A 26,758-nucleotide genomic window follows, 5' to 3' on the forward strand; every position below is an offset into this window, starting at 1 on the left:
TTGTTATAGACCACATTTAAGTTTAAATATGAACACCCCGAATCAGACGTATGAGCAAACTAAAACCGAGCTAATTGCTTAACTCGGTTTGAAGTGGAATACTGTCAATCTATTTCAGGACAAGACAAATTAAGCTAATTTACGTACAGGGCGCGCGCTCATACGGCATAATAATTCATAGCCAATGGTTCCGTTCGCTTCTGCAACGTCATCAACTAAACGGTCTTTACCCCAAAGCTCAACTTCAGTGCCTATTGGTGCATTCATACCAGTGATATCAATCGCAATCATATCCATGGCAACACGACCAATCACACGTGTTTTCTGTCCTTGAATAGATACATAGTTTTGTTTAGGGAAGGCACGTGGATAACCGTCACCATAACCAATCGACACAATCGCAAGATTCATTTCTTGTTCTGCAACGAAAGTCGATCCATAACCCACAGATTCACCAGCTTGAATGGTATTTAAAGCAATCACTTCAGCGGTAAAGGTCATCACCGGTTTAAGATCTAATGCTTCTACAGAACGGTCTGAGAAAGGTGTCGCGCCATATAGCATGATGCCTGGGCGAACAAAATCAAAATTCAGTTCTGGCCATTTGAAAATCGCAGCCGAGTTACAGCACGAACCCATGATTGGCGCACAAGCTTCTTTTACGTGTAAGAATTGTTCACGTTGTTGGTCATTTAAAGGATGATTTTCTGCGTCTGCATTGGCAAAGTGCATCGCCAGTACGCAAGTAAAACCTTCCGCCTTTAAAGCATTGATGACATCAATAATTTCAGGCACTTTAAAACCTAAACGGTTCATACCGCTGTTGAGTTTGACCCAAACTTTCAGACCTTGAGCAATATAGGCATCCTTATGTGCACGTAACCAATCTAGTTGTTGCTGATGATGCACCACACATTCAATTTTTTTATCGATGATAATTTGCATTTCATCATCTGAGAAAATGCCTTCAATTAAAGTAATGGGTTGTTCATAACCCAGTTCGCGAATTTCTAAGGCTTCTTCTAGGCAGGCAACACCGAAGGCATCACTGTCTTTTAAGGCTGCTAAGCAGTCTTTAACTCCATGTCCATAAGCATTGGCTTTCACCATGCTTACAATTTTAGCGGTTGGGGCAAGTTGTTTGACACGGTTTAAATTATATTGAAGTGCTTGTTGATCAATATAAACTGTAGCTTGGCGCACCCTAAATACTCCTACAGGGTCGATGAATTAATGGATGATAAAGAGTCTTTACTCTTCATCATCATACTGAGCATAAAACTCAGGGGAGAGGTTACTAAATTTGGTGTATTGACCTTCGAAGGCAAGACGCACAGTACCAATTGGACCGTTACGCTGTTTACCAATAATAATTTCTGCAGTACCTGCTTCTTTAGACTCTTTGTTATAAACCTCGTCGCGGTAAATAAACATGATCAAATCGGCATCCTGCTCGATTGCACCTGATTCACGTAAGTCGGACATCACTGGGCGTTTATTAGGACGGTTTTCCAGTGATCGGTTCAACTGAGACAGTGCAATTACAGGGCAGTGCATTTCTTTAGCCAGTGCCTTTAAGCTTCGGGAAATTTCCGAGATCTCGCCAACACGGTTATCGCCCATACCGGGTACTTTCATAAGCTGCAAGTAATCGACCATGATACAGCCGAGTTTACCGCCATGCATTTTTGCAATGCGTCGCGCACGGGCACGTACTTCCGTTGGAGGAAGTGCAGATGAGTCATCGATATACAAATTCTTTTCTTGGAGATGCACAATGGTACTGGTGACTTTTGACCATTCATCAGCATCCATTTTACCTGCACGTAAATGCCCTTGGTGTACACGACCGAATGAGGATATCAAACGCATGGCAATTGAGTCTGCAGGCATCTCCATGGAATAAACCAGAGCGGGCAGGTTGTTATTAAACAGCACGCTTTCAACCAAGTTCATGGCAAAAGTAGTTTTACCCATCGATGGACGAGCCGCTACAATAATCAAATCGCCTGCTTGCATACCTGAGGTTTTATTATCAAGTTCAACAAATCCAGTAGTTAAACCCGTGATACTACCTTCAGTTTGTGAAAGTTCATTCAACTTATCAAAAACACTGGCAACGACAGAGTTAATAGCTTTAGGGCCTTGTGCTTTGGCGTTATTGTTGTGTTGCTCGGCAATCGAGAAAATATTGGTTTCTGCCAGATCTAAAATTTCGCTAACCGTACGACCTTTGGTGTCATAGGCATTTTGTAAAATTTCTGAGCTGACTTTAATCATGCTGCGTAAAGTTGAAAACTCTTTAATTTTAGCAGCATAAGTTTCAAGGTTATAGAAACTTGAAGGTGAATCTGACATCAGTTGCATCAGATATTCTTCGCCACCTGCAGCATCGAGCAAGTTTTGTTTAATCAGCCAATCATTGACCAATACCGCATCATAAGGTGAGCTATCTTTTGACAGTTGATCGATTGCACGGAAAATATATTTATGACGGGTCGCATAAAAATCAGCTTCAGTCAGTACATCACCCACTTGCTCAAATGATTCTGCAACGGTCATCAGTGCGGCAAGCACAGCTTGTTCAATCGCTAGGTTATGGGGTGGGGTACGAAACTCTTTCAACGAACTTTGTTCTGTGGTTTTTGCTGTTGGCGTAGAGTTTGGCTTGCTGGCATTCGCCTGTGACATAAAAATCCCTGATGCTGAAACCATTTAATGTGATGGAAATGGGTGCTAATTACAGTTTTTTCAACTCTTCATTGAACTGAAATGATAGGCGTTTTCTACAGAAATGCGAACAAGTATTTCCGATTAATTCGTCACACATTGAATTGAATGAAGAGTTGAAAATGTAAAAAAGTGGAGCACTATTTTTTACAGATAAAAAAAGAGCATGCGTAAGCATGCTCTTTTCTTTGCAAGAAATTACTCAGCTACGATAGTAACTAGAACTTCTGCAACAACATCATGATGCAATTGGATTGCGATGTTGAATTCACCAGTGTTGCGAAGCGCACCATTTGGTAAACGAACTTCTGCGCGGTCTACAACAAGACCAGCATTAGTTAACGCGTCAGCGATGTCACGAGTACCGATAGAACCGAATAGTTTACCTTCGTCACCAGCTTTAGCAGTGATTACGATGTTAACTTCGTTCAATTGGTCAGCACGTGCTTGAGCAGCAGCTAATACTTCAGCTTCTTGTTTCTCAAGTTCAGCACGACGAGCTTCAAATGCAGCAGTGTTAGCTTCAGTAGCAGCAACTGCTTTACCTTGAGGGATAAGGAAGTTACGGCCGTAACCAGCTTTAACTGAAACTTTATCGCCTAATTTACCAAGGTTTTTAATGCGTTGTAATAAGATAATATCCACAGCTCAACCTCACTTATGATTGTCAGTGTAAGGGATCAAAGACAAGTAGCGAGCTTGTTTGATAGCAAGCGCTAATTGACGTTGGTAACGAGCTTTAGTACCTGTAATACGGCTAGGAACAATCTTGCCGTTTTCAGTGATGTACTGTTTTAAAGTGTCGATATCTTTGTAGTCGATGTACGTAACGTTCTCAGCTGTAAAGCGGCAGAACTTGCGACGACGGTAAAAACGTGCCATGTTATGTTCTCCTTATGCTTCAGCAGAGTCTTGAGCTTGTTGTGCTTCTTCACGTTGAGCTTTACGCGCACGTTTTTCTTCAGCACTCTTAGCCAATAGTGACTCTTCAGTGATAGCGTTTTCACGACGGATGATAAGGCTACGAATGATTGCATCGTTGTAACGGAACAATTCTTCTAGCTCATCAAGAGTAGTTTGACCACACTCAACATTCATAAGAATGTAGTGAGCTTTGTGGATCTTGTTGATTGGGTAAGCCAATTGACGACGACCCCAGTCTTCAAGACGGTGGATTTGACCTTCAGCTTCTTTGATGTGAGTTAGGTAACGTTCTACCATACCCACAACTTGATCGCTTTGGTCTGGATGTACCAATAGTACGATTTCGTAGTGACGCATTGTCAGCTCCTTACGGTTTAGGCAGCCCCAATCATTAATTGATTGAAGCAAGGAGTCACAACCAAAGTTGTGTCGCAATAATTGCGAAGCGTGAATTTTAGAGCGTTTAGGTTTGAAATACAAGGCATGGATTTAAAATGCTTGAATTATTTATGGTTTAAGGCCGATTAGCGGTACGTAATAAAAACACCACATAACCTTTAAAATAAGGATCATTAATTAAATGTTGAGGTGCGTGCCAACGGCCATGTTGTACGAGGCCTATTTTATAGGGTAGTTTCAATTTTGAAACTTTATTCAGATAACTCGTGTAATTCTCGATCGTGGCACTACCACGATAAGTTTGAATGGCGATCTCATCAATATTGCGGCGCAATATACTGAGCGTTTGCTGATCTTGAATATTTGTCCAATCCATTAAACCAGTAATGCTTAAACGATATTTTTGAGGTAGTTGCTTTCGTATATTTTCAAGGAATAAGGCATATTGATGAATGTTTTTAGTTTTGGCGTCAAAATCGATTTGTAAGCCTTGGATCTGATTGCCGTTATTTTCCCAATGTTTTAGCCGCTGCAAAATTTGCTGAATATTGCTATTTGACCATTGTAAATGATGGCTACGGATTACAATCCAAATTTTCTGCTGTGGTTTATGGAGGACTTGAATACCTTGTGGGATAAACTCGGATTGCTTTAAAGGTTTATTCCAATTCATTTCACCTTGTAAAATATAGAGCTCTGAGGCTTGCTGTAAGTAGGGGCTACTGGAAATATTGCCCCAAATCCAAAAACTTGCATATTGCCGTGCATCAACATACCGTGAAGGATCTACATCTGCTTTCAATAAAGATGAATTTTCAGATTGAGCCGGTGAGCAAGCAGTACATAAAACCAAGCCTGATATAAACAAAAGAAAAATTGTTTTTGCAAACTTACTCAATGGCCACATAAGCTATTTACCAATAATATTTTAGAGATTTAGCCCAAGAAGTGTCAGGATAGTCACGTTTGATTTGATTAAACCATTGTTTTCTAACTGATTGAACTACGTCTTGATCTTGGCAATCATTCGTACCATTGGGTGAATAACACATAATAGAACGATATAGGGCATAGGCTTTTAACTCAGGATCGGCACTCTGTTTCATAATGTCTTTATAGACCTGCCCACGAGTAAAGAGGGTGCCTTGAAAACTTGTTTGGTCTTTTTCGACATAAGTTTGATGATGTACGCTATAGCCTTGTTCGGAACGAATATATTCACCTAGGCACAAGCGTAGCGTTAAATCTTGAGGGGATTTTTCAAGTTTTTGCGTTAGTGTATATAAATCAGGGCATTGTAAACTATGACTGATTTTTGTACCTTTCCATACAAAATCGCCCAGTGGGGGTTGGTTTTTATAGTGTTCGAATTTTTCATTGTTATAAATATATTGCGCAGCATTTTTAGGTAAAAGTGCGTAGGCTTGATTGAATAAATTGTAGTTTTGATGAATCAATGATTTTTGCAATATCGTATTAATCGCTAAATTTTTCTGATCGGTTTGTGCTGTTTGATCTTGAATGATCGACATCAAACTACGTTCATTCGCTATATTTTCAATAAAGCTTTTCTGAAGGGAAGCTTGTTTGATTTTTGCGAGTTTACCGACAAAAAGCGCAGCGTTATTTAGCTTTGCATAATAAGGGTAAAGCATGAGTTCTGCCAAACCTCGTTGTTCGGCGGTTTTGCTGATGGAAAGTAGGTTTTCCCAATATTGTTGAGTAGCTTGATTTTGCCCACTTGCTTCCAGAATACGACCTTTAAGTAGTAGCTGACTCAATTGTAGGTAACTATTGATGCTGCTCGGTGCTTGTTGTGGCAGATATTTGAGTGCTTCTTGTGCTTTGTTTTGCACATAAAATAAATGATTGGCCTGTAAATAGTGGAACAGTTCAGGTTGGTCTTTAAAGTAATTTTTTTGTGCATTGAGTTCAGCCCACGAAATCACAATGTCATCATCAGACTGTTTTTCGCGCATATGCATAAGGTCATAAATGCTAAGAAAAAATGGATCTTTCAGGTTTTTGACATGAAAATGTTTTGACTGAAAAACACGACGATCTATTTCATAAGGTAAATTGGGAATTTCTAAATTATAAACACGAGATTTAGGGTTATTGATTTGCCATACATATTCATTAATGAGTAAATCATGTTTGCCACTCAGCCAAAAACCACGACGCAAATAACCACGAGCACTTGCAGCATATTGACCTTGCGGATAGAGCTTAAAGTACTGGGTAATGTTATTAAAAAAAGTAGAGAGCAAATTTTGATTGAGCTTGTTATGGTCAAGATCACCATATTCACGAACACCACTTTGATAGGCTTCATCTAGAGAGCTTCGAATCAGCATATATTGAGAGGTTTCTTTGAGCCATGCTTGATCAACACTGGTGAGTACTGAATAAATCTTCGTTGCTGTGGAAAAGTTAGCATTATAAAAAGAAATTGTGGCGTTTAGATAGGATGCATATTGACGTGTAGGTACTGACCAATTCGAATTCACGGTGATTAAATTCAGCTTGTCCGTGCATTCTGCAATTTTTTGACGTTCACGGATTAATATATCTTTTTCTGTATTTGAAAGTTTTGTATCTGTTTTGACTTGCTGAATAAATGCTTGCGCGCCAGATTTTAGACTAATGCAATGCTCATTATAAATTAAGGGTGGATTCGTGATTTGACTCCGTGCGTTTGGCAGTTTATTGGTACTATGATCGATGATATTTGAAAACTCAAACGGAACTTTACTATAGTTGGTCATCCATAGTGTTGAATTTGATTCTTCGATATTAATTTTGGCCAAACCCATATCACTGAGTAAAAGCAGAATATTAGTTCGATTGTCATTTGCAGGGCTAAGTACAGGTAAATTGTCACAAGAATTATAGCGATGACCATCAACCTGTGTTGAGGGTTCACATGACATGTCTACACCTGCATGGCTTGGTAAGCCAAACAAAAGAGTAAAAGGTATACACAGTGTTAAAAATGAAGAGCGAATGAATTGTTGTTGGTATGACATAGCGCAGGTATAAATTTATAATTGTGGCTGCGATATTATCAAGTTGCAGGGATACATTGAAGAGATATAGAAATAAAAAAGATAGAGTAAAACTCTATCTTCTTTAAAAAAATACAATTGGCTTTAGAGGGGCAGTGGAAGTAAAACTAAAAATTAAACTAATCACTGTGATCAATTTGACTGAAAACATGAAATATTGTTTTGCCCAAACTTGATCATCTTCAGCTTTGAATCCTTGAATGGTTAAATAAATCCAATACAGACTTAAGGCATTCAGAACAATCATATAAATCCAATTGGCATAACCATAAAAGTATAAACCGTTCATGGTGATGCAGAACAAAATCACGTAAACCAAAGATTCAACCTTGGTACGATAAATTGAACGTGCTACAGGTAAAATTGGAATTCCTGCATTTTTGTAGTCATCAAATCGATAAACAGCAATTCCCCAAGAATGAGGCATTTGCCAAAATGCATAACCAATAAAAATCAGTAATGCACCTAAATCAAACTGGTTTGCAACAGCCGTATACCCGATTACAGGTGGCGCTGCGCCAGAAAGACTGCCGATAATGGTTTGATGAATTGTTGTTCGTTTTGTCCATAAGCTGTAAAAACCAACGTATACGACAAAACCAATAACAGCAAAAAGAAAAGCGTAAGCATTTACCCAGAACCATAAAATGCTAAAACCAATTACACCTAAAACTAAAGCAAAAACTAAAGCAACAGGAATCGAGATTGATTTTTTAACCATCGCACGATTTTGTGTGCGTTGCATTTTTGAGTCGATGTCTTGGTCAATAACGTTATTGACAACACATCCAGAAGCGACCACAAAGAGGGTGCCTAAGAGGGTAAGAAGCAACAGAAGGAAATCTACAGAACTTTGGGCAGCTACAAAGTAGCCACCCAAAGCGGTAACAAAGTTACCAAAGAGAATTCCTGGTTTAGTCAGGAATAAATACTTTTTCAGCATGACGACCAGTTTAGATCATCATGTTGAAGTGAAGGTAGTTCATAATCCACACAGAACCTACTAAAAGGATAGCAATTGTGAGGATTGTATAAACAAATGCAATCACGTTCCAGCGTTGCTCTGAAGAAGAGTTCATATGCAGGAAGTAAACTAACTGAATAAGAACCTGAGCAACCGCAGTAATCGCGATTACGGCAACCAATAGACCACGGCTAAAACCACCCGCCATTACCATACCGAATGGAATTACGGTAAGTAGAACAGAAAGGATAAAACCGATTGTATATTGTTTAACGTTACCGTGAGCTGCACCAGCAGAGTTATGATCGTGACTCATTAGATAACTCCCATCAAGTAAACAACGCTGAATACGCAGATCCAAACGATGTCAAGGAAGTGCCAGAACAAGCTTAGGCAAGCAAGACGACGAGTGTTTGGAAGTGTCAAACCATATTTCTTGATTTGGAACATCAACACAAGCATCCATACCAAACCAGAAGTTACGTGAATACCGTGCGTACCAACTAAAGTAAAGAACGCAGATAAGAACGCACTTGTGCTTGGGCCATGACCAGCATGAACTAAATGATTGAACTCATAAAGCTCCATGCCAATGAAGGCTGCACCAAATACCCAAGTAACTGCTAACCAAGTTAAAACTTGACCAACATTTTTCTTGTATGCTGCAAGAACAGCAAAACCAAAAGTTACAGAAGAGATAAGAAGGGCGAAAGTTTCAGTTAAAACGAAACCTAAAGATTCACCAAACAGCTCTTGTGCACTTGGCGTACCCACTGGAACGTGGCTACTTAATACAGCGAACGCGATGAAGAGTGTCCCGAAAAGAACCAAGTCACTCATCAAGTAAGTCCAGAAACCAAAGACAGTGATGTCAGTATCATCGTGATGATGATGTTCGTCATGTCCGTGGTTGTCGTGATGAAGTACTTCAGCCATTGTCTTAGTCCTTCTTCAAATGTTTTTCAAGAAGCGCGTAGCGTTCATTTTCAATACGTTCAACTTCTGCAGCTGGAACATAGTAGTCAACTTTCTTAGTGAAAGAAGAAACGATGAAGCTGATAATTGAAGCAATGAAAGTTACAACGACTAACCACCAGATATGCCAGATTAATGCGAAGCCCATAACTGTAATAAACATTGCAATTACGAAACCTGCCGCACGGTTTGTAGGCATATGGATGTCTTCGTATGTAGTTGGCTTAGCGTAAGCAACACCATTTTCTTTGTCAGTCCAGAAAGTATCAATACCATTGATCTTTGGAAGATAAGCAAAGTTATAGAATGGTGAAGGAGATGAAGTAGCCCACTCAAGAGTACGACCATCCCAGATATCGCCAGTAACGTCCATGTTGTCTTTGCGTTGAAGGAAACCAACAACGATTTGCATAACAAAACAGAAGATACCGATAGCAACCAATACAGAACCAAATAAAGCGATCGCTAAGTACGGATCCCATTCAGGGTTGTCATATGTATTCAAACGACGAGTCATACCCATGAAACCAAGGATATAAAGTGGCATGAATGCAAAGTAGAAACCGAAGAACCAGAACCAGAACGCTGCTTTACCCCAAGTTTCATTCAATTTCCAACCAAACATTTTTGGCCAGTAGAAAATGATACCCGCGAACATCGCGAACACTACACCACCAATAATTACGTTATGGAAGTGAGCGATAAGGAATAAAGAGTTGTGTACTAAGAAGTCCGCTGGTGGAACTGCCATTAATACGCCTGTTAAACCACCAATACCGAAAGTCACAAGGAAGCCAAGTGTCCAAAGCATTGGAGTTGTATAGGTGATGCGGCCCTTGTACATAGTGAATAACCAAGAGAAGATTTTCACACCAGTAGGGATCGCAATGATCATGGTCATGATACCGAAAAACGCGTTAACGTTGGCACCAGCACCCATTGTAAAGAAGTGGTGAACCCATACAACTAGTGAAAGAACACCAATTGCTACAGTTGCGTACACCATTGATTTATAGCCGAACAACGCTTTGCGTGAGAACACAGCAGTAACTTCTGAGTAAATACCAAAAGCTGGTAATACCAAGATGTAAACTTCCGGGTGACCCCAAGTCCAAATCAAGTTTACATACAACATTGGGCTACCACCCATGTCATTTGTAAAGAAATGGAAGCCGAAGTAACGGTCAAGTGAAAGCATTGCAATAGTCGCAGTCAAAACTGGGAAAGTTGCAACGATAAGCACTACAGTAACTAATGCAGTCCAAGTGAAAATAGGCATGTCCATAAGTTTCATGCCAGGCGCACGCATTTTGATGATGGTAACGAAGAAGTTAACACCAGTAAGAAGCGTACCTAAACCAGAAACCTGAAGTGCCCAAATATAGTAGTCTACACCTACGCCTGGAGAGTATTCGATGCCAGAAAGTGGAGGGTAAGCCATCCAACCTGTTGCAGCGAATTCACCAATTGCAAGAGAAGCCATCATCAAGCCCGCAGCGCCGGCGAATAACCAGAAGCTAAGAGAGTTTAATAATGGAAATGCTACGTCACGTGCACCAATTTGAAGTGGTACAGCAACGTTCATTAAACCAACAACTAGACCCATTGCTACGAAGAAGATCATGATTACGCCATGGGCAGTAAAGATCTGGTCATAGTGTTCTGGGTGTAAGTAACCTTCACCGCCACCTTTTGCAAGGAACAGTTGAAGACGCATCATAATCGCATCGGCAAAACCACGCACAAGCATGACAATTGACACGAGGATATACATGATACCAATTTTTTTATGGTCTACAGATGTGAACCATTCGTTCCACAAGTAGCCCCATTTTTTAAAGTAGGTGATACCAGCAACAACTGCGATACCGCCAAGGATCATCATTGCAACAGTAACCAACACGATTGGATCGTGTGGAATTGCATCTGGTCCTAACTTACCTAATAAGCTCATGTCTTATTCCCCTGCAACAGTCGCATGTTCAACGCCTGCATGAGCTTCAGAAGCAGCAGCTTCGTGTCCAACAGTAGCTGTATGATCAGCACCGTGGTAGTTACTCATGTATTTATTGATCACTGATTCGAACAATTTAGGTTCTACTGAAGAGTAATAAGTCACTGGATGTGGCTTAGTAGGGTAAGGCTTCATTGCTTCAGCTTTAGCCTTTTCTTCAGGAGTAGTTGCTCTAGCAACTAAAGCTTCGATCTGATGTTTAGAGCGGTCGCCGTCTTTAAGAGTTTGGAATTCAGCTTGGTCTAAAACAGTTTTTTGAACTGCTTGTGGATTCACTGAAGTACCATTACCAGCTTTAACAGCAGAAACCCATTCAGCAAACTGAGTATCTGTCACAGAGTGAGCGCGGAAGCGCATTTGTGAGAAACCGTAACCTGAGTAGTTAGATGAGAAACCACGGAAGCCTTCAGCAGGACTAAGTTCGTCAGCTAAAAGGTTCAGGTGAGTTTGCATACCCGCCATTGCATAAATCTGACCACCTAACGCAGGGATGAAGAATGAGTTCATCGTAAAGTTAGATGTAATACGAAGCGATACCGGAGTTTTCTCTGGGAAACGCATTTCGTTTACAGTCGCGATGCCTTGTTCCGGGTAGATAAAGATCCATTTAAATTGTTCAGCAATAACTTGAACTGTTAATGGTGCTTTTTCTGATTTTAATGGTTTGTATGGATCGTACTCGTGTGAGCCCCACCATGTTAATGCCGCTAAAATACCAATAATAATGACAGGAATACCCCAAACTACAACTTCAATTGCAGTCGAGTGTGCCCAAGTAGGTTTATAGTCTGCATCTTTATTTGACGCGCGATATTTCCAACCAAACCATAACGCCATAAGTGCTGATGGAATAACGACCAACAACATTAGGTAGATCGCAGTAAGCATGAGGTTTGATTGACCTTCAGCAACTGGACCTTTTGAGTTTAGAAGTACCATATCACCACCACACCCAGTTAAGAGTGCAGCGATCGCAGATAAAGACAATACAGCTAAAATTGTTTGTCTCATTTTACAACCTCGGTGAAGAGTCCCATTCCCTAAATTTAAAATTTGGGATAGCGAATAAAGTGTCGCATGATTGTGATTTTTTCAGACATGAAAAAACAGTCACAATGATGCGACACCGCTACGTTGTAGGGCATTATGCCTGATATCGGCAAACTAAGCTATACATAAAGATGCTTTAAATGACTGTATTAAAACCCTATTTTGCTAGTCAGGATTGTATTTTTTTTATCTAAATTTTATTTTAATTTCAATATAATGCACAAAAAAGGGATGAAAAAATCATCCCTGAATAAAAGTGAAAATTATTGGTTTATTACCTTGGTTTTTGCCAATTTGTCATGCAAGGTTTGACGCTTCTTGCCGAAAATGAAAACGGAATCGATGATTACGCTTAATGGCATTGATAAAAAGTTCAGGAAAATAAATAAAACACTGCGTAAAGTGAAGCCACGCATGAGGTTTACAGGTTGACTGGTTTCGGCATCTACAATTTTAATTTTGGTGATTTTTTTACCAATGCTTTGACCTGATTTAGCAATCAAATATGCTTGAATGAAAAGCATAATGAAGAGATACGCAAACATTGCAATCCAAGCTTGGTTGGGAAACATTTCAACCATTTGTGTTTGTAGTGCTTGTAAAACATTGGGGTCAGCATTTGGGGTCATCACAGCTTGCATAAACTGTTCATTCAGATTTGCAAATTGTGTCTTTTCACTTGGACTAAAAAATGCCGTTAAGATAAAAGTTGCTGGTATCCAAAGCAGTAAATCGACGATTTTCGCCAAAACACGTTTAGGAATACTAGCTAGGCTAGTTTGCTCTTGTACCGCTTGAGGCTGTGCATAGGTATTTGATGGCGTAGTTGCAGTTTGATTTGATTCGAATGCTGTTGGTGCAGTATATCCTGCAGGCATATAAACCAACTGACCTTGAGTGAGTTCACCCAAAGCTTTCCATTCGGTCATACCTTGGTGCCAAACCAAGTCCGTGAGTAACACTTGTTGGCTCGCGAGCATTTGGTTAAGTTGTTCTAAGGTGTAGGGACCAGCTTGTTGGTTATTTCGTGCCAAGTAAATCTGCATAAAACTAAAATCTCAAAAAACGTCTGTAAAAGTATAAATAAAAAAAAAGACCCACATGTGGGTCTTTTTTTAACACAGTTTATTAAGCTTGTTGAGCTTTTTCTTCAGAAAGGAAGAACCATGTGTCTAATACTGAGTCTGGGTTAAGCGAAACAGACTCGATGCCTTGTTCCATTAACCATTTAGCTAGGTCAGGGTGATCTGAAGGACCTTGACCACAAATACCTACGTATTTGCCAGCTTTACGACAAGCATGGATTGCCATTGAAAGAAGTGCTTTAACGGCTGGATCACGTTCATCAAATAGGTGAGAAACGATACCAGAGTCACGGTCTAGACCGAGTGTTAACTGAGTTAAGTCGTTAGAACCGATAGAGAAACCGTCGAAATGTTCAAGGAACTGTTCAGCCAACAATGCGTTAGTTGGAAGTTCACACATCATGATCACTTTAAGACCATTTTCACCACGTTTAAGACCGTTAAGTGCTAACAATTCAATAACACGTTTCGCTTCAGCAACAGTACGTACGAAAGGAATCATGATTTGAATGTTAGTTAAGCCCATTTCGTCACGTGCTTTTTTCAGTGCGCGGCATTCAAGTTCGAAGCAATCACGGAAGTTATCAGATACATAGCGGCTTGCACCACGGAAGCCAAGCATTGGGTTTTCTTCTTCAGGTTCGTATAACTTACCACCGATTAAGTTTGCATATTCGTTTGACTTAAAGTCAGACATACGAACAATCACTGGTTTGTCAGCAAACGCTGCAGCAAGTGTAGAAATACCTTCAACTAGTTTTTCAACATAGAATTCGATAGGAGATGCATAACCCGCAGTACGTGACATTACAGCAGCACGAGTTTCACGTGGTAGGCTGTCAATATTAAGCAATGCTTTAGGATGTACGCCGATCATACGGTTGATGATGAACTCAAGACGAGCAAGACCAACACCTTCGTTAGGAATTTGAGCAAAGTCAAATGCGCGGTCAGGGTTACCTACGTTCATCATGATTTTGAACGGAAGTTTAGGCATAGATTCGATAGAATTGCGTTGGATTTCAAAGTCCAAAGCACCTTCGTAAATAAAGCCTGTGTCACCTTCAGCACAAGAAACAGTCACTTCTTGACCGTCAGTCAATACTTCAGTCGCATTACCACAACCTACAATTGCAGGAACACCAAGCTCACGTGCAATAATCGCAGCGTGACAAGTACGGCCACCACGGTTAGTGACAATTGCAGCTGCACGTTTCATTACTGGTTCCCAATCTGGGTCAGTCATGTCAGATACAAGTACATCGCCGTCTTGAACTTTGTCCATTTCTTTGATTGAAGTCACAATACGAACGCGACCAGAACCAATACGTTGACCGATTGAACGGCCTTCACAAACTACATTACCTTTTTGCTTAAGTAGGTAACGTTCCATGGTGCCAACGTTTTGGCGGCTCTTCACAGTTTCAGGACGTGCTTGAACGATATAGATTTGACCATCATCGCCATCTTTCGCCCATTCGATGTCCATTGCTGAACCATAGTGGTTTTCAATGATCAATGCTTGTTTAGCAAGTTCTTGAAGTTCGTGGTCATTTAAAGCGAATTGTTGACGATCTGCTTTTTCAACGTCTACAACAACCACTGACTTACCTGCAGCACCTTCTTCACCATAAATCATTTTTTGGTGTTTAGAACCAAGGTTACGACGTAATACAGCGTGTTTGCCTGCATTTAAAAGTGGTTTAGATACATAGAATTCGTCAGGGTTTACAGCACCTTGTACAACCATTTCACCTAAGCCATAAGAAGCTGTGATGAAAACTGCGTCGCGGAAACCAGATTCTGTATCTAGTGTAAACATTACACCAGCTGCACCTGTTTCAGAGCGAACCATGCGTTGAACACCTGCAGATAACGCAACGACGTCATGTGCGAAGTTTTGGTGTACACGGTAAGAAATTGCGCGGTCGTTATAAAGTGAAGCAAATACTTCTTTAATCGCAATAAGGACGTTGTCGATACCACGGATGTTCAAGAAAGTTTCTTGTTGGCCGGCAAATGAAGCATCTGGTAAGTCTTCTGCTGTTGCAGATGAGCGAACGGCAACCGCGATTTCAGGGTTGCCGTTTGAAAGAGCTGTGAAAGCCTCACGAATTTCTGTTTCAAGTTCAGCAGTCAGCGGAGTGTCTACAATCCATTGACGGATTTTTGCACCAGTTTCAGCAAGTGCATTTACATCGTCAACATTGAGTGCAGCAAGTTCAGCGTTAATTTTAGCGTTTAGGCCACTTTGCTCGAGGAATTCACGATATGCTTGAGCTGTAGTAGCAAAACCACCAGGAACAGATACACCAGCATTTGCGAGATGGCTGATCATTTCACCTAATGATGAGTTTTTACCGCCCACGAGTTCTACGTCGTGTTTCCCTAATTTTTCTAGACCAATTACGCGCGCTTCCAAAGTTGTTACTCCACTTTTGCAGTATTAATCACTATCTTGGCATGAAATTATAACAAATTACTTAGCATTCTAAATTTACTAAGTGACAGTCATGTAAGATGGTTTACTATAAAGATTATATAGCACTAAGACAAATTTTGGAGGAGAATTTTAATGTCAGAAGGTAAACAGATTCAGCGTAGTGTTTTCTTTGTTTCGGATGGGACAGCGATTACCGCAGAAACGCTTGGTCATTCACTGTTAGCCCAGTTCCCTCATGTAGATTTTGACATTCATATTATTCCTTATATTACCTCTGAAGAAGCAGCTACAAATGTGGTTGCAGAGATCAATCTTAGAGCGCAGCAAGACGGTCAAAAGCCTTTGGTGTTTGACACCCTTGTAGACCCGTATGTACGTGACATTATTAATACTGCAAATGCGATAAATCTTGATGTTTTTGAAGGGCTTATTAGTAAACTGTCTGACGAGTTAGGTACTGCGCCTACGACTTTAGTCGGTCAAACCCATGCAGTAACAGATTCTGAGTCTTATAAAGCACGTATTGATGCGGTGCATTTTGCTTTAGATAACGATGATGGGGCACGTACTCGTCATTATGATAAAGCCGACTTAATTTTAATCGGGGTATCACGTTCGGGTAAAACACCAACTTCCATCTATCTCTCTTTGCAATTTGGTATTCGTGTAGCGAACTATCCGTTGACAGAAGAAGACTTGGATGACAACCGTTTACCTGCAGTTTTACGTGAGCATAAACATAAGTTATTTGGCTTGATGATTGATGCAGAGCGCCTTGTAGCAATTCGTTCAGAACGTAAGGCCAATAGCCGTTATGCAAGTTTTAGTCAGTGCCAGATGGAATTACGTGCGATTGAAGGTATTTATATTTCAGAAGGAATTAAATACTTAAACGTGTCGGAAATGTCGATTGAAGAAATTTCAACACGTGTTTTACAAATGACAGGACTGAAACGTCGCATTGGTTAAGTGTAAATTGAGCCACTTCGGTGGCTCTTTTAATGATAATAAATTACTGTATAAATTATATAAAAATAGTATTAATTTTTGACTTGTCATACTTTTAATGAATGATAAATATTTAAAATATTGATGAAAATTTTTCTCAACATTTAGACTTAAAATTTAAGCAAATTCTGTATTCAAATGTGTACCAATTTGATGAATTTTTTTGGCTGAAAATTTATAAAATATGGCCTAATTGACAGCTTCAATCTTTTAAAATAATCCGTGTATTGCTGTGTTTTTATCTATGAATTAAGCCTGAATAATCTACTTGATAAGAGTAGTGTATATACTAGATTTAGCACATACAGTTTAATATTTGATCACAATTTTAAAAAATACTGATTTAAATGCTAAAAAAATAGGCAGAAAATAGAATAAAAAATAATCAAACAGTCGCTTTTAGGCGTTAAATCTCAAGAAATGGCATCATTTATTTAATTGATGTGGGTGGGGAATGCTCGAATTGAGACTATTTAGGCTTTAAAAGCAGATATGAAGTGATATTAAAATTGGATTTTTAGCAGTTATTTTCTTATTGAATATAGATTAGAACATAAGTAAATGTCGGCTGAATATGAGCATCGGTATAAATTTTCCTACTTATAATTAGTCATTAAAAGAGTTGTGTAAGACAAAATTAAGAGACTGAAAATTTATTGGTTTGAAATAAAATTTTCATGAAGAATTGATCATAACTATTCAAAAATCGCACTTCTATAAATGAACTGTAGCTGATGATGCAGGTCGGAGGCATGATTTAAGTCTGAGCGCTGAAAAAGCATGTAGCACGATTAAAGCTATTTTCATTTATGGATTTTTAAGAATCCTTAGCCTTACCGAATAGAAGTATTCAATAACGTAGGGGATCTAGCAAAAGCCACCAGAGATGGCTATTGGTGTTGTGAGTTTTGATCAATCGGATAAATTCTAGTAATTGTCATGTGAAAATAATTGCAATGTAATTACTTTTCTTTAGGCTGGTTAGATTCGCTGCGCACAATGACATCACACTCAAACGTATGCTCATCTAAAGCCGTGATTGAATTACTCTGAATTTTTGCAATAGGCCAAGTGTTTAAGATGCAGTTGGGCTGCTGTAATGCTGCATAATAATGATCCGATTTTAGGAAGGTTTTGTTCTGAATTGCGGTATTTGGACTGAGTAAATGTCTTAACCAATGATTCGGTACTTGATCTTCTAAAAAGCGAATCGCCAAAATACTCTTAATACGATTGCTAAATAAACGTCGATTTTTTGCAATCAGTGGGTGCTGGATTAATTTATTCAGTAGACGTTCGGTGCGTGGCAAGACAAATTGCGGTTTGATTTGATAGACCATGATGTTATCTGCAACCTGACATAGATGGTGCAGTTCAGAGACCACATGCTGATCTATCCCAATAATTGCGATTTTTTGATTCTTAAAATCATAATCTTTGATCTGTTCTGAACTGATGATCGTTCCACGAAAGTGTTCAAAATCCTCTAGATGATTATTAAAAATATGGTGGGTTGCATCCTGCTTGTTGGCCATATTTATTCCTTGTCTTTTGTTTTTTTAGTTGAGTCTTAGATAGGAATATATTCTGTGATGGGCCAGTCGGGGTAAAGCGTTTTTTCAGTCTGATGAGTCATACAATTTGTCTAGAATTGATTTGCTTGGCCCTTGTCATTTATACATTTCTAGGAGTGAACTGATTTTTTTATGCGTTGTAGTTCATTAACCGCTCAAGCAGATCGATAAAACAATGAGCGACCTGCATGAACAGCTTTTGAGATCTATAATTTTGTGAGTTTTAAAGTGGTTCATCATCTGATGAGTTATAGTCAAGCTGACTCGTGGTTGAATGTTTAAGTTCGGGTTGGTCGGTGTGTGTACGTAAATAGTCCATATCACGAATATTTTTTTGTACAGCAACTGCACCAAACAAACTCATTAGGAAAGCCATCATGTAAAAACCTTTTTCACTTAATGCCAGTTCAGCATTCCAAAGGCCAATGGCAAGAAGTACAAGGCAAATAATGACGGATGCCCAGCACAGTCCAAAGTAGATTGCAGTGACATGCATTCCTTCTAAACGGTCACGAATGATTTTTTGTAGTGAAACCGATGAAAATAATCCATAAAGCAATAAAATGAGATAAAAGCCTTTTTCATTCAGCATCATATTTGCATTGAATAAACCTATGCAAAACACCACAGCGCCTAAGATCAGTGCACACCAACTTGCTGCGATAAATGCGGGTGTGGGTTTATTAATATATTGGCTCATCTGCTTATTTTTCTCTTTGTTTTGCTTATGTTTAATATTTATACAGCAATAAAAATGAGTAAAGCAATTATTTAGTTGAGACAATGATGGTTTTTAAGTACAGGTTTGGTCGTTGTTAGCCGAAACCATATTATCTGTTGACTGCTATCCGTCTAAAGAGCCACAAAAAATGTAGTCACAATTCTACCTTTAGACGGATTAAACGCTTGGATTAGATCATTAAGCTTAGAGTCTTAAGCTAGATCATTTTTGATTTGCATTAAACGTTCGAAGTTTTCAATGCGCTTATCGGTATCGTAAATGTCGCAGGTGAAAATAAATTCATCAACGTCATATTTGGTGAGTAGGTTTTCTAAACCTGCTCGAACGGTTGCATTTGAACCGACTTGTCCCATAGCGTAGAAATTGTCGACAGACATCTTTTCTGCAGCAGACCATAAGCCTTGCATACTGTCGACTGGAGCTTTGAGTTTTAAACTTTGACCACGCATTAAACCTAAAACCCGTTGATAAGCACTCGTTGCTAGATATTCTGCTTCTTCATCTGTTTCAGCAACAACCGTTGGTACGCCCATAGAAACATAAGGTTGATCTAAATATTCGGATGCTTGGAAAGTCTCACGATAGAGCTGAATCGCTTGTCCAAGCATGCGTGGTGCGAAATGAGAAGCAAAAGAATAGGGTAGACCTAAACGTGCAGCGAGTTGTGCACTGAATAGACTTGAACCTAGAAGCCATACAGGAACATGTGTATTTTGTCCCGGTGTGGCAATGATGCGCTGGTGAGGTTCAGGTGCTTTAAAGTATTGCAATATCTCAAGGACATCTTGTGGAAATTGATCTTCGGTTTCCTGACGGCCACGGCGTAAAGCGCGCATGGTGGTTTGGTCAGTACCCGGCGCACGACCTAAGCCGAGTTCAATACGGCCGGGATATAGCGTTTCAAGCGTGCCAAATTGTTCAGCGACAACCAAAGGTGCATGGTTGGGCAACATAATCCCGCCTGAACCGAGCTTGATGGATTGTGTATTTGCTAAGAGATAACCGAGTAAAACCGCAGTTGCAGAACTTGCGATGCCATCCATATTGTGGTGTTCGGCTAACCAGAGACGCTCATAGCCAAGTTGTTCTGCTTTCTGTGTTAACTGGAGTGCATGTTTGAGTGAAAATTCGATGGTTTTATCATCTCGAACAGGTGCGAGTTCAAGTATTGAAAATTTTGTATCGGCTAGAGTACGCATGTTTTCTCTCAGAGATCTTTATATCGAAATAATACGATATAAAACGCCTAATGTATATCGAATAAATTCGATATATTGGTTGGGCTGTGTAAAAAGTCAACTTTTGGTATATCTAAACTTTTTTTTATAAACAAAAAAAGCACCCGAAGGTGCTGATTTTTTTCATTGAAATATATCGATTAACGTTTACCGTTTTTGTACCAACCTAAGTGACGACCATTGTCTCCACGGTAGCCTCGGTCGTTGTAGCTGTAATTATTGGTACGATAGCCACGGTTGTTATAACGACGGTCATAGCGATCATCATAACGACCATTGTAGCGGTCATCATAGCGACGGTCTTCAGACACTTTTTTACCTAGTGCAGAACCACCAGCTGAACCAAGTGCAGCACCTATATAACCACCGTTTGTGCCGCCCATGTTTTTACCTACGGTATAACCACCTGCGCCACCAAGTGCACCACCGATGATGGCACCATTACGGTCACGTTTGTTTGCCGATGCTGCTGCACCTGCACCGCCACCAATTGCTGAACCAATCATTGCGCCAGTTTGGCCGCCAACTTGGTTACCGATTGCTGCACCAACAACACCACCTAAAGCAGATGTTAATGCAGTATTGGTGCTATTACCTGCATGTGTTGCAGTCATAGTAAGTGCTGAAGCGGCAATTGCTGCACTGAATAGAATTTTATTAATTTTCATTTTTAAACTCCTTACGAAGCATGATGTTTATCTGTTGATATCAATATATGAAAACACATAGCGAATATTTGGAGCGTGATGTGAAATAAAATACGTGTTCCGTTGCTGCAATGTAAATTTTGCACTTTATTTCTACATGATTGATGACTTGGTTGGAGGGAAGGCAAATCTAAATATTTATCAGGAGCAATAAATAAAGTTGTATTTATCATTTGAAAAAAGGCGATACATAAAAAAAGCACCCGAAGGTGCTATTTTCACTATTCAATAAGGACTCACTAATTTTTGAATTAGTGACGACGACGGTAACGTTTTTTGTATTTACGTTCTTGGTGTTTGTCGTAAGCTTTATCTTTAGAGATTTTATTACCTAGAGCAGCACCACCAGCAGCACCTAGTGCAGAGCCGATGTAACCACCGTTTGTACCGCCCATGCTTTTACCAACAGTATAACCTGTACCACCACCTAAAGCACCGCCGATAGCAGATTCTGTACGGTTGCGTTTATTACTTGCTACCGCAGCACCACCAGCACCACCAAGAGCGGCACCAATTGTAGCGCCGGTATTACCTCCCATGTTTTTACCAATTGCAGTACCTGCAACACTACCTAATGCACTAGCTGCAGCAACGCGTGTTGTACTATCTGCATTTGCAGACACAGTGAACATAGAAGCAGTTGCTAGAGTGGCTGTCATTAAAAGAGTATTCAGTTTCATAGTTCACTCCATGTCCTTCATAAACGCGAGGACTTTTTCATAATCATTTCGATGGCAGTAAATGTAACAAAACTATTCGCTATAAATATGGAGAGCTTTCTCTTTATTTGGTGATTTGAGTGTCTAGTTTGTATAAGTTTTATTAATATTGTGAAAAAAATGGTCGAATGCAGAAAATCTGTACGACTTTGTGGAGAAAGCTAGGAGTGATGAAGTTCACACTTTGATATTTAGGGTCATTGATAGGCCAAAAAACAATATATATGTCATTTCAGACCCATTATCGGTACACTAGCGCCATTATTTTGAATTTTGGCATATCCGTGAAAGTTTAGCGGTAGAGCCTGTGTATTGAGATTTTTTGAAAAATGAAAGAATCGTTACGTTTACGATTAGATCAGCTCTCTGACCGTCACGAAGAATTAAATGCATTACTCGCAGATGTAGAAGTCATTTCAGACAATAAACGTTTCCGTCAGTTGTCTCGTGAGCATAGTGATTTATCTGAAATCACTGAAGTTTGGAAAAAATACCGTCAAGCAGAAGAAGATATTGAAACTGCTGAAGTGATGTTGACGGATCCAGATTTCAAAGAAATGGCCGTTGAAGAAATTAAAGAAAATAAAGCTTTGATTGGTCAGCTTGAAGCAGACTTAAACATTCTGATGATTCCAAAAGATCCGAATGATGCGAACTCTGCTTATTTAGAAATTCGTGCCGGAACAGGTGGTGATGAAGCTGCAATTTTCTCTGGTGACTTATATCGAATGTACAGTAAATATGCTGAATCACAAGGTTGGCGTATTGAAGTGCTGTCTGAAAATGACGGCGAACATGGCGGTTATAAAGAAGTGATTTGCCTCATCAATGGTGAAGGCGTATATGGTCGTTTGAAATTTGAAAGTGGTGCACATCGTGTACAGCGTGTTCCTGCAACAGAGTCACAAGGTCGTGTTCATACTTCGGCATGTACTGTTGCGATTTTGCCGGAAATTGATGTAGACACCAGTGTTGAAATTAATCCTTCAGAATTACGTATTGATACCTATCGTGCATCTGGTGCGGGTGGTCAGCACATTAACAAAACTGACTCTGCTGTACGTATTACCCATATTCCAACGGGTACAGTTGTAGAATGTCAGGACGAACGTTCACAGCATAAAAACAAAGCCAAAGCGATGGCGCTATTGGTTTCTCGTTTAGAAAATGCTAAACGCGCAGCGGCAGATGCAGCGACGTCTGAAATGCGTCGTGACTTGGTAGGTTCTGGTGACCGTTCTGAGCGTATTCGTACCTATAACTATCCACAAGGTCGTATGACTGATCATCGTATTAACTTAACACTGTATAAGTTAGATGCAGTGATGGAAGGTGATTTGACTGAATTGCTAGATAGTTTGCATCGTGAATATCAAGCCGATCAGTTGGCATTATTAGCACAGCAGAATGGTGGCTAATGAATATTGCACAGGCTTTGGCCTATCGTGGTGAACCTGAAAGTTATGAACGTCAGGAAAATGCGTGGTTGTTAGAGCATATCATCAAGATTGATTCTTTTGATTTAATCATGAAAAAGGATCAAGAATTGACGGCAGAACAAGAACAACTCTATGTCGACAGTCTTGCTCGTATTGCAGCAGGTGAGCCTTTGGCTTATGTCACAGGTTCTCAGCCATTTTGGACGCTAGATTTAAAAGTGACTAAAGATACTTTGGTTCCACGTCCTGATACGGAAGTACTCGTTGAAACTGTACTCCGTTTAGAACTTCCTGAAGATGCTCGTGTGGTCGATTTAGGAACAGGAACTGGTGCTGTAGCCTTGTCATTAGCCAGTGAACGTCCAGATTGGTCAATTGTAGCTTCGGATATTTACGAACCTACCTTGGAAGTTGCTGAGTTTAATGCCAAAAAGCATGATCTTGAACATGTGCAGTTTGTCTTAGGTTCTTGGTTGAAACCCTTTGGTCGTGCTTTCTTTGATGTAATTGTGTCAAATCCGCCGTATATCGATGCTGATGATGTACACATGAAAGATTTGGCGACAGAGCCTGAACGTGCTTTGGTTGCGGACAATCATGGGCTTGCAGATATTGAGCAAATCATTCTTCAAGCCAAAAAACATTTAACCGTGAATGGGTGGGTGGTGCTTGAACATGGCTATGACCAAGGTGAAGCAGTCAGACATTTGTTCTTACGAGTTGGATATCGAAATGTTCGGACTGTAAAAGATTATGGTGGAAATGACCGTGTCAGCTTAGGTCAGTGGCAACATTGATTTGGTATTAGAGATAGTCAAAAATAAAGCGCATTGAATGCGCTTTATTTTTTTGTTTTTGATATTCGATCAATACTTACATTGGGTAGTCTTGTAAGCTATCGAAAACTTCAACTTGTTCTAAAGCTGCTGTTTCTACTGCAAGACAGTAAGCAATAATTTTTGCAGTTGCATTCACTAAATTTTCATCTTTTAGATTTGCACCTGCTTGAATTGCTTCAATGTCATCCGCTTGGATATCCAGTGCATGAGCAACTTCAACTGCATTTTCAGTGCTAAAAAATTGTGAGATCAAATTTTGCAAATCGATATCTGCGACAGTTTTAAGCTGTTCATGAAACAGTTCATCAATTGCGTCAATCTGAGTGAAAAGAGAATCTGAAAAGTTTTGAACAAGTTGTTGTTCAAGAACATCAATCATCTTAAGCATAGGATAGCCTTTCAAGGAGATGCAGGAGAATTGAAAAATAAATAAGCAAAGTGCTTTAAATTGAGTGAAAAATAACCTAATTAGACTAAAGTAGCAATCGTTCAAGGATGAATGGTCAGTCTATTTATTGAATATTTTTAAGTTATTGATTTTCTATTAATTAGATGAATATTCAATTTATAAATAGCGAATATCAAATTCTAGGCCTTGAATTCAGGCGCATTATTTTGTCGATACGCACCGGGACTGACGCCTGTCCATTTTTTAAATGCCCGATGAAAAGCACTCGGATCATGAAAATTTAGTTCTTCACTGATATCTTGCAAACTTTTATCGGTATGGGTTAAAAAATCGATGGCAGTATCACGTCGGATATCATTTTTGAGTTGTTGATAACTCACACCTTCACTTTTAAGACGGCGATGCATGGTGGCTTCCGACATATTCATTTTGACCGCCAACTCATAAAACTCTAACCATTCGGCAGGAGAAACGTCTAACAGTTGTTTACGAATTTGGCTACTGAGCGCATACGGGTTTTTAAAGCGCACCAAAAGGTTTTCAGGCGTTTGTTGTAGGAATTGATACCATGAACGTGTGTCTTGTTTGATTGGCAGGGTTAAATAACTGGCATCTAGTTGTATATAGTTTTGACTGGCTTGGTAATGAATATTTTCACAAAAGCGAACTTTATAGTCGTGATCATCAAGCGGCGCATCACATTTGAATTGGATTTGATTTAACAAAATTCGTTGTCCACTCAGCCAGCACAGTAGCGTATGGATGAGCATTAAATAAGTTGCATAGCTGAACATGCGTTTAGGCGCTTGTTGGTCATAGATCACGATATAAGCAAAGTGATCTTCAATGGTTAAATCGCTATGTAAGTCATCTAAAACCAGATTTAAAAATTGTAGGATTTGCTTGAGTGCATCACCCAATGTGCTGTTATGCATGACCATTTTCGACAGTAGCTTAAAACTACCACGTCGCATAGCATGCCGATCCATGCCAAAAAATTCATCATCCATCACATCTGCAAGATGAGTCCATAAAGCCGCATATTGTGAAACGGAAACTCTGGTTTTACTCGATAGCAGTAACTCTGAGGGTATACCAGACTTTTGTAAAATAGCAGAAATATCAAAGTGCTTTTTTTGCGCATCGTGTAATGCTTCATGCACCAAGTCGATAGAAATCGTCCCTTTGCTGTATTCGAGTCCATGCTTCGGCATATGTGCGGATAGGTCCTTGTTCAGAATTGTCCAAATACATCAGAAAAGATGCAACATTTGGAAATTGTACTGAATAAATTCTCTGTTTACTCTGCATCTTAAGTCGAATTTAAAACAAGACATCGTAAATAGGGAAATGCTATGGACATTAAAGGAAAAGTTTTTGTTGTGACAGGTGGTGCATCAGGACTAGGCGCTGCGACAGCAACACATCTGATTGGCCTGGGTGCAAAAGTGATTATTGTGGATATGAATCATGAGCATGGCGAAGCGATGCAACGTCAACTGGGTGATCATGCCAAATTTGTTCAATTGGATGTTACCGATGAACAAGCGGTCGGTACTTTCTTTGTACAAGTTGAAGCGGAATTTGGTCAACTTAATGGCTTAGTGAACTGTGCAGGTATCGCACCCTCTGCAAAAGTTTTAGGTCGTGACGGATTACATGATTTGGCGATGTTCCAAAAAGTATTAAATATTAATGTTTCAGGCACATTCAATATGCTGCGCTATGCGGCACAACTGATTGCTAAATATGAATTAAAAGCAGGTGAAGAAGAGCGTGGCGTAATTGTGAATACGGCATCGGTAGCGGCTTTTGATGGTCAAATTGGTCAGTCGGCTTATGCAGCATCAAAAGGGGCAGTGGTTGCAATGACATTACCTCTTGCACGTGAGCTTGCACGTGAATCAATCCGTGTGATGACCATTGCTCCGGGCATTATGGAAACGCCGATGCTCAAAGGCTTAGCACAAAATGTACAAGATGCTTTGGGGCAAATGGTGCCTTTCCCTCCACGTTTAGCAAAACCACAAGAGTTTGCAAACTTAGTGACGCATATTTTTGAAAATGCTTATCTCAATGGCGAAGTGATACGTCTTGATGGCGCGATCCGTATGCAGCCTAAATAGTTATTTATTAAAACTGCTTATTCAGGCTTCTACGACGGAGTCTGATCGAGAATAACTTTGTTGACAGTAGCTCATCTTGTTACTTTTGTTTTAGGCAAAAGTAACCAAAATCATTGTCATTTGCAAAACTCGTCATCAAGTATTTATTGATTTACGGGTCGCAGAAACACTAGAGATTAATAGCGTCCTGCCTCAGACAGTTGTAAATGACGTCGTCGTGTATCCAACTTTGCTTTATACAGCCAAAGAATTTTTAATTCCGCAGTTATCCAAAATTTAAAGCTATTCCCGCTATAAAAGATTTA

The 26,758-nt window shown here is 39.7% G+C and carries 25 protein-coding genes; 4 read left to right on the forward strand and 21 right to left on the reverse strand.

The window, feature by feature from the left end:
- Positions 1–129 precede the first annotated feature (129 nt).
- From alr to ppsA, 14 genes are all read right to left on the reverse strand, one after another.
- The gene (gene alr / locus FTU17_RS07770) at positions 130–1,203 is read right to left on the reverse strand and encodes an alanine racemase (protein WP_180135052.1); all 1,074 of its coding nucleotides are present in this window, start codon (positions 1,201–1,203) and stop codon (positions 130–132) included.
- Between the two features lie 48 nt (positions 1,204–1,251).
- A complete protein-coding gene (gene dnaB / locus FTU17_RS07775; RefSeq protein ID WP_078188586.1) occupies positions 1,252–2,691 on the reverse strand; it encodes a replicative DNA helicase in 1,440 nt (479 codons plus the stop codon).
- 237 nt (positions 2,692–2,928) lie between these two features.
- Entirely contained in the window at positions 2,929–3,375 is a 447-nt protein-coding gene (rplI, locus tag FTU17_RS07780; RefSeq protein ID WP_078188585.1) for a 50S ribosomal protein L9, read from the reverse strand.
- Positions 3,376–3,384: 9 nt separating this feature from the next.
- Positions 3,385–3,612: a 30S ribosomal protein S18 gene (gene rpsR, locus FTU17_RS07785; protein ID WP_004278792.1), complete on the reverse strand. Its 228-nt coding sequence runs from the start codon at positions 3,610–3,612 to the stop codon at positions 3,385–3,387.
- 12 nt (positions 3,613–3,624) lie between these two features.
- Positions 3,625–4,011, reverse strand: a complete 387-nt coding sequence (gene rpsF / locus FTU17_RS07790; RefSeq protein WP_004696436.1) for a 30S ribosomal protein S6 — start codon at positions 4,009–4,011, stop codon at positions 3,625–3,627.
- A gap of 157 nt (positions 4,012–4,168) precedes the next feature.
- Complete coding sequence (locus FTU17_RS07795; protein WP_180135053.1) at positions 4,169–4,960, reverse strand: DUF3142 domain-containing protein; 792 nt, start codon at positions 4,958–4,960, stop codon at positions 4,169–4,171.
- Positions 4,961–4,967: 7 nt separating this feature from the next.
- Complete coding sequence (locus FTU17_RS07800) at positions 4,968–7,082, reverse strand: hypothetical protein (RefSeq protein WP_373684063.1); 2,115 nt, start codon at positions 7,080–7,082, stop codon at positions 4,968–4,970.
- Between the two features lie 103 nt (positions 7,083–7,185).
- Positions 7,186–8,064: a heme o synthase gene (gene cyoE / locus FTU17_RS07805; RefSeq protein WP_180135055.1), complete on the reverse strand. Its 879-nt coding sequence runs from the start codon at positions 8,062–8,064 to the stop codon at positions 7,186–7,188.
- A gap of 10 nt (positions 8,065–8,074) precedes the next feature.
- The gene (locus FTU17_RS07810) at positions 8,075–8,401 is read right to left on the reverse strand and encodes a cytochrome o ubiquinol oxidase subunit IV (protein ID WP_078188582.1); all 327 of its coding nucleotides are present in this window, start codon (positions 8,399–8,401) and stop codon (positions 8,075–8,077) included.
- Positions 8,401–9,021, reverse strand: a complete 621-nt coding sequence (cyoC, locus tag FTU17_RS07815; protein ID WP_078188581.1) for a cytochrome o ubiquinol oxidase subunit III — start codon at positions 9,019–9,021, stop codon at positions 8,401–8,403. Before cyoC ends, FTU17_RS07810 begins: the two co-directional genes overlap by 1 nt.
- A gap of 4 nt (positions 9,022–9,025) precedes the next feature.
- Positions 9,026–11,014: a cytochrome o ubiquinol oxidase subunit I gene (gene cyoB, locus FTU17_RS07820; RefSeq protein WP_067767311.1), complete on the reverse strand. Its 1,989-nt coding sequence runs from the start codon at positions 11,012–11,014 to the stop codon at positions 9,026–9,028.
- Positions 11,015–11,017: 3 nt separating this feature from the next.
- On the reverse strand, positions 11,018–12,085 hold the full coding sequence (gene cyoA, locus FTU17_RS07825; protein ID WP_078188579.1) for a ubiquinol oxidase subunit II: 1,068 nt from the start codon (positions 12,083–12,085) through the stop codon (positions 11,018–11,020).
- A gap of 302 nt (positions 12,086–12,387) precedes the next feature.
- A complete protein-coding gene (locus FTU17_RS07830; RefSeq protein ID WP_180005233.1) occupies positions 12,388–13,170 on the reverse strand; it encodes an RDD family protein in 783 nt (260 codons plus the stop codon).
- Between the two features lie 82 nt (positions 13,171–13,252).
- On the reverse strand, positions 13,253–15,631 hold the full coding sequence (ppsA, locus tag FTU17_RS07835; RefSeq protein WP_180135056.1) for a phosphoenolpyruvate synthase: 2,379 nt from the start codon (positions 15,629–15,631) through the stop codon (positions 13,253–13,255).
- A gap of 153 nt (positions 15,632–15,784) precedes the next feature.
- Here ppsA and FTU17_RS07840 point away from each other — a divergent pair, with 153 nt between their 5' ends.
- Complete coding sequence (locus tag FTU17_RS07840; RefSeq protein WP_078193964.1) at positions 15,785–16,621, forward strand: pyruvate, water dikinase regulatory protein; 837 nt, start codon at positions 15,785–15,787, stop codon at positions 16,619–16,621.
- A 1,001-nt stretch (positions 16,622–17,622) separates the two neighbouring features.
- Here FTU17_RS07840 and FTU17_RS07845 read toward each other — a convergent pair.
- The 5 genes from FTU17_RS07845 to FTU17_RS07865 all read right to left on the reverse strand — a co-directional run bounded on the left by FTU17_RS07845 (position 17,623) and on the right by FTU17_RS07865 (position 21,601).
- Positions 17,623–18,195, reverse strand: a complete 573-nt coding sequence (locus FTU17_RS07845; RefSeq protein ID WP_180004943.1) for a flavoprotein — start codon at positions 18,193–18,195, stop codon at positions 17,623–17,625.
- Between the two features lie 262 nt (positions 18,196–18,457).
- A complete protein-coding gene (gene yiaA / locus FTU17_RS07850) occupies positions 18,458–18,934 on the reverse strand; it encodes an inner membrane protein YiaA (protein ID WP_180007913.1) in 477 nt (158 codons plus the stop codon).
- 233 nt (positions 18,935–19,167) lie between these two features.
- On the reverse strand, positions 19,168–20,175 hold the full coding sequence (locus FTU17_RS07855; protein ID WP_180135057.1) for an LLM class flavin-dependent oxidoreductase: 1,008 nt from the start codon (positions 20,173–20,175) through the stop codon (positions 19,168–19,170).
- 179 nt (positions 20,176–20,354) lie between these two features.
- A complete protein-coding gene (locus tag FTU17_RS07860; protein WP_168377731.1) occupies positions 20,355–20,882 on the reverse strand; it encodes a hypothetical protein in 528 nt (175 codons plus the stop codon).
- Positions 20,883–21,172: 290 nt separating this feature from the next.
- Positions 21,173–21,601, reverse strand: coding sequence for a glycine zipper domain-containing protein (locus FTU17_RS07865; RefSeq protein ID WP_078193959.1), 429 nt, complete (start codon positions 21,599–21,601; stop codon positions 21,173–21,175).
- Between the two features lie 368 nt (positions 21,602–21,969).
- Between FTU17_RS07865 and prfA the strand changes: the two genes are divergently transcribed.
- Positions 21,970–23,058 carry a peptide chain release factor 1 gene (prfA, locus tag FTU17_RS07870; protein WP_180051129.1) on the forward strand — a complete coding sequence of 363 codons (1,089 nt, stop codon included), beginning with the start codon at positions 21,970–21,972 and terminating at the stop codon, positions 23,056–23,058.
- The gene (gene prmC, locus FTU17_RS07875; RefSeq protein ID WP_180135058.1) at positions 23,058–23,876 is read left to right on the forward strand and encodes a peptide chain release factor N(5)-glutamine methyltransferase; all 819 of its coding nucleotides are present in this window, start codon (positions 23,058–23,060) and stop codon (positions 23,874–23,876) included. The genes prfA and prmC overlap by 1 nt, the downstream gene beginning before the upstream one ends.
- A 76-nt stretch (positions 23,877–23,952) precedes the next feature.
- Here prmC and FTU17_RS07880 read toward each other — a convergent pair whose 3' ends face one another.
- Both FTU17_RS07880 and FTU17_RS07885 read right to left on the reverse strand, forming a co-directional pair.
- A complete protein-coding gene (locus FTU17_RS07880) occupies positions 23,953–24,306 on the reverse strand; it encodes a hypothetical protein (RefSeq protein ID WP_078188566.1) in 354 nt (117 codons plus the stop codon).
- Between the two features lie 200 nt (positions 24,307–24,506).
- The gene (locus FTU17_RS07885) at positions 24,507–25,541 is read right to left on the reverse strand and encodes an AraC family transcriptional regulator (RefSeq protein WP_180135059.1); all 1,035 of its coding nucleotides are present in this window, start codon (positions 25,539–25,541) and stop codon (positions 24,507–24,509) included.
- Positions 25,542–25,682: 141 nt separating this feature from the next.
- On the opposite strand from FTU17_RS07885, the gene FTU17_RS07890 reads away from it, so the two are divergent.
- The gene (locus FTU17_RS07890) at positions 25,683–26,453 is read left to right on the forward strand and encodes an SDR family NAD(P)-dependent oxidoreductase (protein ID WP_180040376.1); all 771 of its coding nucleotides are present in this window, start codon (positions 25,683–25,685) and stop codon (positions 26,451–26,453) included.
- Positions 26,454–26,758: the final 305 nt, after the last annotated feature.

Origin of the sequence: Acinetobacter sp. YH12070 (assembly GCF_013419625.1) — a bacterium.
GTDB lineage: Bacteria > Pseudomonadota > Gammaproteobacteria > Pseudomonadales > Moraxellaceae > Acinetobacter > Acinetobacter amyesii.